9 protein-coding genes are annotated in these 13,114 nt (G+C 57.8%); 5 read left to right on the top strand and 4 right to left on the bottom strand.

The genetic code is table 11. The annotated features are described in order from the left end of the window. Positions 1-660 precede the first annotated feature (660 nt). Together ACVOMF_RS07410 and ACVOMF_RS07405 are read left to right on the top strand one after the other, a co-directional pair. The gene (locus tag ACVOMF_RS07410) at positions 661-927 is read left to right on the top strand and encodes a hypothetical protein (RefSeq protein WP_296249044.1); all 267 of its coding nucleotides are present in this window, start codon (positions 661-663) and stop codon (positions 925-927) included. Positions 928-1,056: 129 nt separating this feature from the next. Next, the gene (locus ACVOMF_RS07405) at positions 1,057-1,746 is read left to right on the top strand and encodes a hypothetical protein (RefSeq protein WP_481508698.1); all 690 of its coding nucleotides are present in this window, start codon (positions 1,057-1,059) and stop codon (positions 1,744-1,746) included. Between the two features lie 111 nt (positions 1,747-1,857). Here the strand turns inward: ACVOMF_RS07405 and ACVOMF_RS07400 are convergent, their stop codons facing one another. From ACVOMF_RS07400 to ACVOMF_RS07390, 3 genes are all read right to left on the bottom strand, one after another. Then, positions 1,858-2,751 carry an NAD-dependent epimerase/dehydratase family protein gene (locus ACVOMF_RS07400; protein ID WP_481508695.1) on the bottom strand — a complete coding sequence of 298 codons (894 nt, stop codon included), beginning with the start codon at positions 2,749-2,751 and terminating at the stop codon, positions 1,858-1,860. A 527-nt stretch (positions 2,752-3,278) separates the two neighbouring features. Then, positions 3,279-5,216 (bottom strand): peptidase domain-containing ABC transporter, encoded by a 1,938-nt coding sequence (locus tag ACVOMF_RS07395; protein WP_481508694.1) that lies wholly within the window; start codon positions 5,214-5,216, stop codon positions 3,279-3,281. A 727-nt stretch (positions 5,217-5,943) separates the two neighbouring features. Further along, a complete protein-coding gene (locus ACVOMF_RS07390; protein ID WP_481508693.1) occupies positions 5,944-6,609 on the bottom strand; it encodes a hypothetical protein in 666 nt (221 codons plus the stop codon). A 229-nt stretch (positions 6,610-6,838) separates the two neighbouring features. Between ACVOMF_RS07390 and ACVOMF_RS07385 the strand changes: the two genes are divergently transcribed. Together ACVOMF_RS07385 and ACVOMF_RS07380 are read left to right on the top strand one after the other, a co-directional pair. Then, positions 6,839-8,113 carry an HlyD family secretion protein gene (locus ACVOMF_RS07385; protein WP_481508692.1) on the top strand — a complete coding sequence of 425 codons (1,275 nt, stop codon included), beginning with the start codon at positions 6,839-6,841 and terminating at the stop codon, positions 8,111-8,113. A gap of 42 nt (positions 8,114-8,155) precedes the next feature. Beyond that, positions 8,156-8,380: a hypothetical protein gene (locus ACVOMF_RS07380; protein ID WP_481508691.1), complete on the top strand. Its 225-nt coding sequence runs from the start codon at positions 8,156-8,158 to the stop codon at positions 8,378-8,380. Positions 8,381-8,490: 110 nt separating this feature from the next. Here ACVOMF_RS07380 and ACVOMF_RS07375 read toward each other — a convergent pair whose 3' ends face one another. Continuing rightward, the gene (locus ACVOMF_RS07375) at positions 8,491-12,201 is read right to left on the bottom strand and encodes an indolepyruvate ferredoxin oxidoreductase family protein (RefSeq protein WP_481508690.1); all 3,711 of its coding nucleotides are present in this window, start codon (positions 12,199-12,201) and stop codon (positions 8,491-8,493) included. A gap of 169 nt (positions 12,202-12,370) precedes the next feature. Here ACVOMF_RS07375 and ACVOMF_RS07370 point away from each other — a divergent pair, with 169 nt between their 5' ends. After that, positions 12,371-13,009 carry a tetratricopeptide repeat protein gene (locus tag ACVOMF_RS07370; protein WP_481508689.1) on the top strand — a complete coding sequence of 213 codons (639 nt, stop codon included), beginning with the start codon at positions 12,371-12,373 and terminating at the stop codon, positions 13,007-13,009. Positions 13,010-13,114: the final 105 nt, after the last annotated feature.

Raw genomic sequence — 13,114 nt, 5'->3', positions numbered from 1 at the left:
CAACTGTTCGGGTTGAAGGGGAGTTTGGAGTGCGGCGCCCCAACTCCTACACGTGCTTCTGGGCACCGCGACGTAACGGGCTGCCGCACTCCGCTCTCAACCACAATCTACCCGGCTGGCAGACACAAGCGGCGTAAGCCGCGAAGCCACCAAACTGAAACGCCTAATCGGTGCATGCATCCAGCGATGCCAGCTGGCAGCGAACGAACTGATCAACAAACGCGCAGAACGTGATCATTGCGCCGAACGTTCCGATAGACAGCTCGTGGCATGAAGCCACCACACCGCGCGACGAAGCAGTTGCATGTTGCATGCAGAGATCACACCAACTTCGTGCTCGCCTCGCAGCCGACCACGATGCCAATTCATACCGATGAATTGGCAAGTCGAAGACATCACTGCATGCCAATCAGTGCGGAAGCGCACACCTGTTCACCCGCATATTTTCACCTCGTATCTGCATAGATGACTGCGCACATCACGCATTGGCCCATCAAATTCAACGGCATTCCTTGAGCTTGCTGAATTCAAGCCGCAACGCTGCTCATTCAAGCACCTTCACAGTTCATTTATCTGTGCAAACGTCAGCTGAAAGTGCATCACGCTGCTCTGCAAAAACGTAGCTATATTCGAGATCCCCCAAACGTAGGAGGAAGTGGAATGTTCATGACAAAGCAGAAAATGGTGATGGCGCGTACGCTCGGCGTGGCAGTCGTCGTCATGAGCCTGGCGTCCTGTGCAACCTATAAAGAAGAGTTCGCAGGGATCAACTCACGCCTCGACCAACTCGACACGAGGGTGCAGGGCGCAGCACAGAGCGCCGAGTCCGCCAATCAGTCCGCACAGCAGGCCAACCAACGGCTGGATCAAATTGAAGGTCGCGTCCAGCAACTCGAAAGGGCACCACGCCGCACACCGCGCGGTTGACCGCTCCGCTCGATTCATGATGAATATCTGAATTCAGGATCCGGTGGCCTTTACCGGCCACTGGTTTCCTCCTCTCAGTCAGTCTTCATTGCAAGGAACCGTCCCATCCGTACGCACACCTACCCTGCAATCCTCGCTGCCCTTAGCGTGCTGGCGTTCGCGAGCATCGACGCGGCCAGCGCCAAGGATGCGACCGTGCAACAAACGGCAAGCGCCGTCGATCAACTTCCGCCAGATCAAAAGGTGTCGGACACGGTGATCGAACTTGCCGGCTGGGTTGTCGCAAGCAAGGACAACCAGGGCTATCCCTTCGCGATCATGGACAAGGCCGCTGCACAGATCCTGGTGTTCAGTGGCGACGGCCGACTGCGCGGCGCCACGCCTGGACTGTTTGGCTCGGCAACCGGCGATCACGTAGCCCCCGGCGTCGCTGGCCTCGCACTGCGCGAGATTCCGGGCCGCGACCGCACCACACCTGCAGGTCGTTTCATCGGCGGCTTCGGCCCCTCGCTCGATGCGGGGCGCGTGCTGTGGGTGGATTACGATTCCGCGGTCTCCATCCATCCCACCGCTACCGGCGTACCGGCCGAGCGACGCGCAGAGCGCCTCGCATCGGCAACGCCGGACGACAACCGTGTCACCCACGGCTGCATCAACATCGCGCCGGACTTCTACGAGCAGATCGTCAGCCCGACATTCGAGCGCGGCGGCCTGTTCTACATCCTGCCGGACAAGGACAGCCTGGAAGCGACCTTCCCGGAGTTCGCAAAGAGTCGCGCCGCCGGGAAAGACAGCGAAGACAAACACGCAGGGCGCTGAAGAAGGTGCCCTGCCTGCGTATCCGCATCAGCAGCGAGAGGCTCCTTCTTTTGCAGGAGCGGCGTAAGCCGCGAAGCAAGCACCGCCTACCGACCTACCAATGCAACAGAATCAATCCACAGTCCTATCAACGAAACCGCGCGTATAAGGCAACACTTCAAGACTACGACGATCCACCTGCGCCAAAACCTCGTTGAAACCAAACGCAGGCTCCCAACCCAAGGCCCGCCGCATAGCGGCATTGTCGTAAACCCGATCAATGACCGAAGGCAGCGGCCAACCACGCCGCTCATGCTCGGCAACCAACTCCGGGCAACGCAGACGCAGCACTTCAACTGCATCACACCCCAACTGCTCAAGGTCTTCGCGCTGAAACGGCGTAGATCCGCTGACGACGAATTTACTGAAAGAACCAGCCGGCAACGCCAACGCCGCCACATGAGCATCAGCAACATCGCGGACATCAATACCGCGATGCAGGCGCAGCACCGACATCTGATCCGCAGGCTGCGGGAAACAGCGCGACATGCGGATGACGCTACGTGTCAGCCCTGCACCGGACCAGTCGGCCAGAATCTGCTCTGCTTCCAACTTGGTGCGGTGATACACCGTCTTGGGCTGCGGCATCACGGATTCGTCGATCCACGTGCAACCCTGCTCGGCGACAGCATCGCCATACAGTGCGGTGGTACTGGTATAGACCACCTGCTTCACCCCCGCCTGCTGTGCAGCCTCCAGCAACTGCTGCACACCCGCCACATTGACCCGCTCGAATTCGCGATCAGATACCAGGCCGACATGCGGCGCATGGTACGAAGCGGTGTGGAAAACCACATCCACGCCCTGCAACGCCGAGCGCAGCAATCGGCTATCGGTGAAATCACCAATAAGCGACGAGCAGGAGAAAGGGGAGCGATCGAGGCCAACAGCCTCATGGTTTGCTGCAATCACGTTGTAGATTGCGCGGCCAATTCGGCCTGAACTACCGGTGATAAGAGCTTTCACGGAAAAGTGCGTCTGGCGCCCGGGATCTGCCGGGATGGAGGCATCGTATATCCCTTGCTGCATCGGCGGCTAGTTGGGGACAAACATGCCAGTACGTTGCCGGCCGAGAGCGGACGGCTGGGGGTCTATTGCACTTAGGTTTAATGCAGTCTGACCTTTGCTTCGCCAGATACGCTCTCGCAGCTAAAATGACGTTGGGTAGGAGACGCTTGGGCCTAGTCGCTGTCAAACTAAGCCGCCAAGCGGAAACCGCTTCGCGGCTCGGCTTGGCCTCCGTGCTCCCAGTGGTTGCGTCTGGCCAATTTGGGTGCCTCAGTTATGGCCGATAAAAATAACTACTTGCTGGCCATGGCCAATCAATTCTACTCGTCAATCAATCGATGAGTGCAACATAGGCAATGCAAGACTAAAGTATTTATCGAAGGTCAAGAACACTAGTGGCGACGTCGATTGTCTGCTCTCGATGTGTCACGAGCAGAACTCCGACGCCGATCTCTCTTAAGTTCGCGAAAATCTGCCTTTCCGTATCAATGTCGACGTTGGCTGTCGCCTCGTCGAGTATATATACGCGCACCCTTGTAGAAAGCTCTGGCCAGCAGGATGCGCTGGCGTTGCCCCGCAGATAGATTTTTGCCGCTCTCTGATACTGCAGTCCTTATGCCCATTGGCATCGAGCGCACATCGGAATCCATGCACGCGATTGAAAGTGATAACCAGGCCCTATCCAAATTTGGCTTTGGACTATACATGGTAACGTTCTCCAGTATCGTGCCCGCCACTAGTTGATCATCTTGAAGGACGATGCCCAACTGTTCTCTGATTTGGCGCAAATTGACTTGGGAGCTCGGGACCCCGTTGTACTCAATAACGCCGGTGAGCTGGGGAAGTAGGCCCGCCACAACTTTCATAAGCGTAGATTTTCCGGCCCCCGACTTTCCGCGTACAACAACAAAGTCTCTGGCCCCGACAGAGAATGTCGCATTATTGAGTAGAATCGGATCCTTTGGTGAAAATCTAAAGCCCAGTCCTCTAGCCGCTATGCTTTGCAATGGCTCGAGAAGCGCCCCACCCTCACCAGTTTCGGGAGTCTCTAATGCAATCTCCGAAATGCGTCCAGAATGGAGTTCAGTTAATCTCCAGCTGATAAGCTGATCAATTACGAGCCCAGACCTTCTAATGAACTGGGTAGAGTAGGCGCTAAGCGCAAAAATTGCACCTATAGATAGCTTGTTTTCCATCACGGAATCAATGGCTAAGTACATCACTGCAATGCCAGTAAATGAAACTCCAAACGCCTCAACAGCATTGACGTGGATGTTAAAAGTAGCGGATCTGTACGTGTTATCAAGCAAAGATTTCAGTTTTCGCGCCCACCGTTCCTGAAGAAATGATTCGGCGCTGGATGATTTGATAGATTGAATTCTCGATATCACCTCAAGTTTGAAGGAGCTCTCATCAACCTCGGCCTGGAGCTTGCCCATGGCTAGCAATAGATTCTTTGGAACCACAATCACCTTGAATATTGAGATTGCCAAAGCAGCAGCAATTGTCACAACGCCAATGTCGACTGAGTAATAGAATACGAATGCGATCATCGCAACAGACATCGCTCCGTCAACTGCGACATTAATGCATGACGCACTTACAAGGTCGCGAATGGGTATTATTGAGTCAAAACGAAGCAGAGTGTCTGCAGCCCTTCGCCTGTCAAACCAAGGCAATGGAAGGCGCAGCATGTGATCAAAAAGCCGTCGAGTAAGATTCCAGCCAACATTATAGGAGATGATCTGAGACACTGTCCCTCGAAGTATCTCACATATGCAGTTGAAACCCGCAACTAGCACAAAGCCCATGGAAAGTACTAGCAATAACTTGGCGCCATCCGGGCCGATTGCCTCATCAACAGCGAGTTGTGAATAGTATGGCGCCAGAATAAGGCAAACTTGAATCACGACCGAAAGTATTAGTGTCTGTATGACAGCACTCGCTGAAGCATCATGAGGGCTCAAGGTCTTCAGTATGCTAATTTCCCCGCGTTTTCGGCGTTTCTTGAAGCTGGGCATTGCTGAAACACAGAGTGCGATACCGGTGAATTTCCTTTCAATCTCGCTCGGTGAATACCATTTAATTGTTCCCCCGGGATCCGCAATTAAGACGGCCCCTTTACGTACAGCCTTAGCAACAACGTAGTGGTCCATCTCCCAGTGCAGAATTGCGGGAAGCTGCAAGCAGGCCATCTCGCCCACTTCTAATCTATAAGCCGAACTAGAAACGCCTTCTTCAAAAAGCACCGCCATCAGATCTTCAACGGCCATGCCTCGATCCGAACAGCGGTGCTTCGATCGAAGCTCAGCGAGTGATGAAGCTCTACCAAGCTCGGAGAGGATCATTGCAATGCAACTCATCCCGCATTCGTTGTGCTCAGATGCAACATGGCTTGGATCAATTATCAGACGCGAAAGCATTGCCAATTATCACTTCCTTATGTTCTGACCAATCGGGTCTGCGCGAGAAGTCGTTTCAAGAAATCCACTTCACTTCAACGATTAAGCTGCACACGCAGATGTTGCTATGCCCATCGCCAAGATGTCTGCATTAAGGAAATCATGTAGCTCCAGGTATTATATTGAGGACAGCCAGCCGTCTGGTGGGAAAGACTCTCCGTCAGAAAAGCATGGGTACCCCGAATCAACGGAGTACCCACGCTTCCAAAAAGATGCTACCTAGAAACCACCCTAAAGTTTACTGATTGCGTGCAATCCCTTCGATCAGGCCGTGCGACTATACTCACAACGACGTCTCCATAGAAAACGTATTTGAAAATTTCATCGCCATGACTTGGCGTTAAGGACCGAACAGCTCCCACCTTCTCCACCAAACGAGGATGATTGATGCATGCGTTCTCATCAATCAGAACATGAATGACTTTCACTGATCCGTTGGGCGAAAGCTCGCTCACCACCTTGGAGGGAGCTTCTGTACCTTCAAGATTTACCATGATGTTATTCTGGAGCGAGCCAGATCTAATCATATAATCACTAACTGCAGTCAAGTCTGGTGATTTCCCAGCTAAGTCAATGGCTTGTTCAAGCGATTTTCCAGCCGCAGACTGCCTCGCAACTGATGAGCCGCAGCTACTGAAAACGGGAGCCATCATAAGCATAATAATGCTGAGTCTGGGCGCAATGAAGATCACCAAATACTCCTAGGGCTTCCATCCCACGATTGGATGTACTTATCGGTCATATTCACCTTCCCATCACCATTGAGATCGACGGCGCCGGGTCCGCTCCATGAATAATTTAGAACCATATCCTTGTATTGCTGCAGGAGCGTGTCCACGTTTTTGTGGGAAGTGAAGGAGTTCCATGCCGATGTTAGCTCTCCGTCACTTCCATAGCCGGAGTTTATTATATCCCTAACCCCTCCGGCCTCTAGCTGACTAGAGATAAGCATCTGGTTCATCATACTCCGAGCCTCTCCCGCGGCTAGCAGATCAACGTACTGATTCACGGTGTATGCAACAGAGGCGAACAAGTTGAGGTGTGAGATCGCATGACCCATCTCATGGGAAATGCTAGAGATCAGCATTCGGGCCTGATATTCAATATCACTGGCGTCCCCGCTGCTAAAATAGGACATCGTTGCCGCATTGATTTGTATGACCTTTTCATTGGGATCAAATCGAGCGGCAACGTTCAGATTTTGCGTTACATCGATAGAGTATCCCGCCTGCATGAGTGCTGCCATCTGCTCTGTCGCGGTGGGTGACGCATACACCAAGGCTTTCACCGTATCCGGCAGCTTCTGGAACTCAGTACTGAGTACAAGCACCACAACTGGATCCAGCGTAATCACGCCGCCATCGTCGGGACCGAGGGGGGGGCTGTGATGTATGCTCTTCACCGCCCTTTTGGCCGCCCCCGATATCCGAGAACATCGCATACAATGCCATGGAGCTTCCTGACGTATCAGAGCTTTTAGGCGCTGTTACCGTGATTCTCGGGAGGTTTGTGGTGCCGCCCCAAACATTCTTGACTTCATCCTGTGTAAGTAATCGCATATATTCCCTTTTATGGTAGATCGTTTGAATAACGAATCAAGAAAGATGCGGGATGGTCCAGGCTCTTTATTTCGCCAGGAGGCTGAGCGCGCTGTCACTCAGCCGATCGGTGATATAACACACTTCCCTGTGGCGCGCACCTGGCATTTAACGGTCACGCTGCTTTTAATTGCAATCCTGTCGATTTTCTTTCTTGGATTCGCTAGCGTTTCCAAGAAGGCAAGCATGCAAGGAACCGTGATCCCGAAGAATGGCACACATCGAGTTACGGCTGATCGCCCTGGGATAGTTTCAGGTGTCTCTGTCTATAACGGGAACCTTGTAAAGCCAGGAGACTTATTGCTTTCTATTTCCTCCGACAGGATTGCGGTTCCCGGCGAATCCAGCACTCAATCGCTCGTTTCGATTAACAAGGGTCTGAGCGTACTAGCAACCGGCGAGTCAGATGCCCGGATTGCGATGATAGAATCTCGCATCGATCAGGCAAGGCAGGCGCTGGATGCCACCAGAATTGAAGCCAATGGACTTAAGGAGAGCCTCGATTTGCAAGAGCGGAGGATCTCGCTGGCCCGAGAAACGTTGGAGAGTGGTCAGATATTGGAATCACAGAAATTGATATCTACATATGAGCTTAGGCAGCTAGAAGAGAATGTGTTACGCCTTAGTCAAGACCTGCTTTCTCTACGGCGACAGCGCGTTTCTTCGCTTTCAAGCATTGATCAGCTCAATTCTCAGATCCGTTCAATGATGGCGGAACAGAAGCTTGCAGCAAGGCAACGAGATACGTCCTTGGCGGAGCTGGAGTCTCGAAAAATCTCCCTTATCTCGGACGGTGCCTCCGCGATTACCTCCCCGATCCAAGGAAGGCTTACTGCCTTCAAACTTAGAAGCGGTGACCGCGTTTCTTCCGAGCAAACTATAGGCTATATCGTCCCTATTGATAGCGAGCCGCTTATCGAGCTCTGGGCTCCGTCAAAAGCCATAGGTGGAATTAGGATAGGTAGCCCGGTAGCTCTAATGTACGATGCATATCCGTTTCAGAAGCACGGGCTCTCATACGGTAAGATTATAAGTGTCGATAGCTCACCGACAGATATTTTTGATCTGCCGGCTCAGTTTCAGCGTGACGAGGCGCTGTATCGCCTTGTTGTGCGACCTGATTCAGATAAGACTCCAACAGGAGCGGATCTCATGCCGGGCATGCGCCTTACTGCGGACGTTACGTTGGAGCGCAGGACATTTCTTGATCTCATTTTTCAGCCGTTTCGAAGTACGCTGGATCGATTGGGCGAAGAGTAGTATGCATAGTGCTAGTTGGGTGCCGGATCGGGCAGATGCTGATTGGCGCGGATCGACGGGGTTGATGCGTTCTTGCAGTACCTGACCTGCGTCGTGGTTGTCCTGGACGAGACGGGCAAGCCGCAGGACGCCATCGTTTCCTATCCCTCCCGATTGGAGCTGACCGATCAGGAGAAGCAGATGATTCTTTCTGTTCAATGGACGCCGGCACAGCTTGGCGGGCAAGCGCGGCCCTCGCTGGTGTCCATCGATTTCGAGGTCCGCTGACGCGAGTTCAGTCGGTAACGACCCACAGTTTCAACGTGGACGTTGAAGCTCAGGCCGCGCAATGCAACCCATAGGTTGCATTGCGCATGGGCAACTTATCCGTTGCCCGCTCAGACCGCCTGCACGATATGCAGCGCCTTCGGATTACGCCACGTTGCCAGCAAGGTCGCCTCGCGGGCCTTGGCTTCGTGCAGGTGCGCTTCCTTGACGTGGCCATAGCCGCGGATGTGCTCGGGGATGCTGGCGATATCCACTGCCAGTGCCAGCCGGCGTGCATCCAGCCCACTGATCAGCTCCTGCAGGGTCTTCTCGTAGTCACTGACCAGCTGACGCTCGCCGCGGCGTTCCTCGGTGTAACCGAACACGTCGAAGCGGCCGCCGCGCAGGCCCTTGAACTTGGCCAGCAGGCCGAAGGCCTTGAACATCCACGGACCGTATTCCTTCTTCTGCAGCCGGCCGTGTTCGTCGCGCTTGGCGAACAGCGGCGGGGCAAGGTGGAAACGCACCTGGTAGTCGCCTTCGAACTTCTCTGCCACACGCTTGGCGAAGTCGCCGCTGGTGTACAGGCGGGCCACTTCGTATTCGTCCTTGTAGGCCATCAGCTTGAAGAAGTAGCGCGCGGCGGCTTCGCTCAATGCGGTGCTGCCCGGGATCGCTTGTTGCTCGGCCTTGCGCACGGCATCGATCAGCGTGCGATAACGATTGGCGTAAGCAGCGTCCTGGTAGTCGGTGAGGAAGCTGCTGCGGCGTGCGATCAGTTCGTCCAGCGAACGCGACAGGTGCGCATCGTCCAGCGATGCGAACGCGGCTTCGCCGCTGGTCCGGCTCGCGGCGGGCAGGCCACGCACATCCGGTTCGTTGCCCGGGTTGCGCGGTGCTGATGGTGCGCCGGCTTCGTTGCCTTCCCATTCGCCCGGCGGCAGTTCGCGCAGCGCGGCCGGCTTGCGCTCGGCATCGGTCGGCGCGTTGCGCACCAGGCCGGCGGCCTGCTGCACGGCCTGCGGATCGATCGCGGCCAGGCGGCCCCAGGCGAACGCGGTCTGGTTCATGGTGACAGCGGCGCCATTGAGCTCCACCGCGCGCATCAGCGATTCCAGCGACAGCGGCACCAAGCCCTGCTGCCAGGCGAAGCCGAGGATGAACAGGTTGGAGGCAATCGCATCGCCGAGCAGGGCGGTGGCCAGCTGGGTGGCATCGAGCAGGATCGGGTCGCGGCCGCCCAGTGCCAGCTTCACCCCGGCAATGATGTCGGCGGCCGGGAACTGCATGTCCGGGTGCGTGGTGAAGGTGCCGGGCATCGCTTCGTAGGTGTTCAACACCACCTGCGAGCGCTCGCCGCGCACCTTGGACAGCGCCCAGTAGTCGTTGACCACCACCATGTCGCAGCCCAGCACCAGGTCGGCCTCACCGGCGGCGATGCGCACCGCGTGGATGTCGGCCGGGCGGTTGGCGATGCGGATATGGGTGGTGACTGCGCCGCCCTTCTGCGCCAGACCGGTCTGGTCGAGCACGCTGGCGCCCTTGCCTTCGAGATGGCCGGCCATGCCGAGCAGCGCGCCGATGGTCACCACGCCGGTGCCGCCGACGCCGGTGATCAGGATGTTCCAGGGCTGCGCGAAATCGGTGCGGAAGGTTGGTACCGGCAGGTTGTCGAGCAGGCTGGCCGAACTGCTCTTGCTGCCCTTGCGCAGCTGGCCACCGTGCACGGTGACGAAGCTCGGGCAGAAGCCCGTGGTGCAGGTGAAATCCTTGTTGCAGTTGGACTGGTCGATATCGCGCTTGCGCCCGAATTCGGTTTCCTTCGGCAGCACGGAGACGCAGAAGCTCTTCTCGCCGCAGTCACCGCAGCCTTCGCAGACCAGCGAGTTGATCATGGTGCGCTTGGCCGGGTCGACGATCTTGCCGCGTTTGCGACGGCGGCGCTTCTCGGTGGCGCAGGTCTGTTCGTAGATCAGGATGCTGGTGCCCTTCACCGTGCGCAGCTGCTGCTGCACGGCGTCGAGCTCGGCGCGGTCGTGGAATTCCACATCGCTGGGGAACTCGTGGCGACGCGACTTCCACTTCTGGATGTCATCGGACAGCAGCACGATGGTGTGCACGCCTTCCGAACGCATCTGGTGGGCGATCTGCGGCACGGTCAGGGTGCCGTCCACCGGCTGGCCGCCGGTCATCGCCACCGCATCGTTGTAGAGGATCTTGTAGGTGATGTTGACGCCAGCGGCGATGGCCTGGCGGATGGCCAGCGAGCCGCTGTGGAAATAGGTGCCGTCGCCGAGGTTCTGGAACACGTGCTCGGTGTCGGTGAACGCGGCTTGGCCGGCCCAGGTGACGCCTTCGCCGCCCATGTGGGTGAAGGTGTCGGTGTCGCGGTCCATCCACGTCACCATGTAGTGGCAGCCGATGCCGGCCAGCGCACGCGAGCCTTCCGGCACCTTGGTCGAGGTGTTGTGCGGACAGCCGGAGCAGTAATGCGGCACGCGCGGGAACTGTGCGCGCGGCAGCGCCATCTCGGCTTCCTTGACGTCCATCCAGCGCAGGCGTTCTTCGATGGATTCGGTGTTGAAGAAACGCTGGATGCGACGACCGATCACGCCGGCAATCGTGGCCGGGGTCAGCTCGCCGGTGGACGGCAGGATCCACTCGCCCTGCTCGTCGTACTTGCCGACGATGGACGGGCGCGCGCCCCAGTTGGCCGGCCAGTTGTAGAAGTATTCCTTCATCTGTCGTTCGATGAAGGCCTTCTTCTCCTCTACCACGACGATGTCTTGCAGGCCGCGGGAGAACTCACCGATGCCCTGTGGCTCCAGCGGCCAGGTCATGCCCACCTTGTAGACGCGGATGCCGATGTCGGCGCAGGCCTTTTCGTCCAGACCCAGGTATTCCAGCGCCTGCAGCACGTCCAGGTAGCTCTTGCCGGTGGTGACGATGCCCAGCCGCGCCTGCGGCGAATCCATCACCATCTTGTCGATGCCGTTGGCGCGGGCAAAGGCCTGTGCCGCCTTCACCGCATAACGGTGCAGGCGCATTTCCTGCTCCATCGGCGGGTCCGGCCAACGGATGTTGAGGCCGGCGGCCGGCATGTCGAAATCTTCCGGCAGGATGATCTGGCGGGCGAACGGGTTGACGTCCACCGAGGCCGAGGACTCCACCGTCTCGGCAATCGTCTTGAAGCCGATCCAGCGCCCGGTGTAGCGGCTCATCGCCCAGCCGACCAGGCCCATGTCGAGGATGTCCTGCACGCCGGCCGGGTTCAGCACCGGCATCATCGCGCTGACGAACTCTTCCTCGCTGCCGTGGGGCAGGGTGGAGCTGCGGCAGGCATGGTCGTCGGCAGCCAGCGCCAGCACGCCGCCATGCTTGGAGGCACCGGCGGCATTGGCGTGCTTGAACACGTCACCGCAGCGGTCCACGCCCGGGCCCTTGCCGTACCACATGCCGAACACGCCATCGACCTTGGCACCGGGGAACAGATTGGTCTGTTGCGTGCCCCAGACCATGGTCGCGCCCAGGTCTTCGTTGAGGCCGGGCACGAACTTCACCTTGGCCGCTTCCAGATGCTTGCGCGCGCGCCACAGCTCCAGGTCGAAGCCGCCCAGCGGCGAGCCGCGGTAGCCGCTGACGAAGCCACCAGTATTCAGCCCAGCCGCTGCATCGCGCTGCTGCTGCATCAAGGGCAGGCGTACCAGTGCCTGCACGCCGCTCAGGTAGATGCGGCCATCGGTGCGCGTGTATTTGTGTTCCAGGGTGTAATCGGAATCACGCACGCCGATCAGCGGATCGTTGGCGGAGGCAGGCGAGGTAAGTTCGGCGGTACTGGTCATGGCTGGCCCATTGCGGAAACGGCTGGCAGATGCCGACCGGCGGGGCCGGCGGCAGCCGCGGATTGTAGCAGCGGGGCTTTCATCACCCTGTAACCATGTCGCGCGTAGCGCCCGGAGCGGTTAGGATCGGGGCCGGGTGGGGGATAACTGTTTTATGGGGGTTGCAGTCATGGGGGTTACAAAGCGCGTGTTCGCTGGCGCACTGCTGCTGGCGGGCTTGCTGGTGGCAAACGTTCAGGCGCAAAGCCTGCCGAAGATCAACGAGTTCTATTTCGACGACGATGTCGCGGCCAAGCCGTTCCACGCCGTGCCGCCTGAACAGGCAGATGCGGTGGATCAGCTGATGAAGCTGCGCGAGCGCGGCCGCAAGGGTGTGGAAGCCACTGCCCAGTTGGCCAGCATCGCCTACCGCGATGGCCGCGACGAGCTGGGAGCCAAGCTTTACCAGGAAGCCATGGCCTCTGTAGCGGACACCTCCGTGCAAGCCCGGGGCCTGCGTTGGAACCACGGCTGGGATCTGTACCGTCGGGGCGCTGCGCAGGAAGCGCTGGACTACTGGACCAAAGCGGCCGAGGGCACCCGCGGCAATCCGTCGTGGCTGCCGCAAACGCTGGCGCTGGTGTTGTGGCGCCTGGACCGTAAGGACGAAGCCGTGGCCTGGTATGCGGCAGCCGTGCGCACCGAGCCGGGGCAATGGACCGAAACCACGGCCTATCCACAGCTGTTGCCGGCCTGGAATGATGCCGAGCGTACGCAGCTGGCCCAGGTACAGCAGGCGTGGGCGGCCAATCCGCCGGCGTGGCCGTAAGGCTGAAGTCGTAACGCGGTACCCGTAAGTGGCATCCGCCCTCGTGTTGATGCTGCAACAGGAGGTTTTGAGCCGGCGCTGATTCCCCCTGCGGGGCAGCCCGGC

The sequence above is a fragment of the Stenotrophomonas sp. STEN022 genome (genome assembly GCF_056760155.1).
The sequence above is the reverse complement of the archived record's forward strand: the minus strand, read 5'-3'. Positions and strand labels throughout refer to the sequence as shown.

Excerpts from the sequence above, each read along its gene's own strand:
- ACVOMF_RS07375 (WP_481508690.1), bottom strand. The coding sequence starts at position 12,201 with ATGACCAGTACCGCCGAACTTACCTCGCCTGCCTCCGCCAACGATCCG.
- ACVOMF_RS07410 (WP_296249044.1), top strand. The coding sequence starts at position 661 with ATGTTCATGACAAAGCAGAAAATGGTGATGGCGCGTACGCTCGGCGTG.
- ACVOMF_RS07395 (WP_481508694.1), bottom strand. The coding sequence starts at position 5,216 with ATGCTTTCGCGTCTGATAATTGATCCAAGCCATGTTGCATCTGAGCAC.
- ACVOMF_RS07370 (WP_481508689.1), top strand. The coding sequence starts at position 12,371 with ATGGGGGTTACAAAGCGCGTGTTCGCTGGCGCACTGCTGCTGGCGGGC.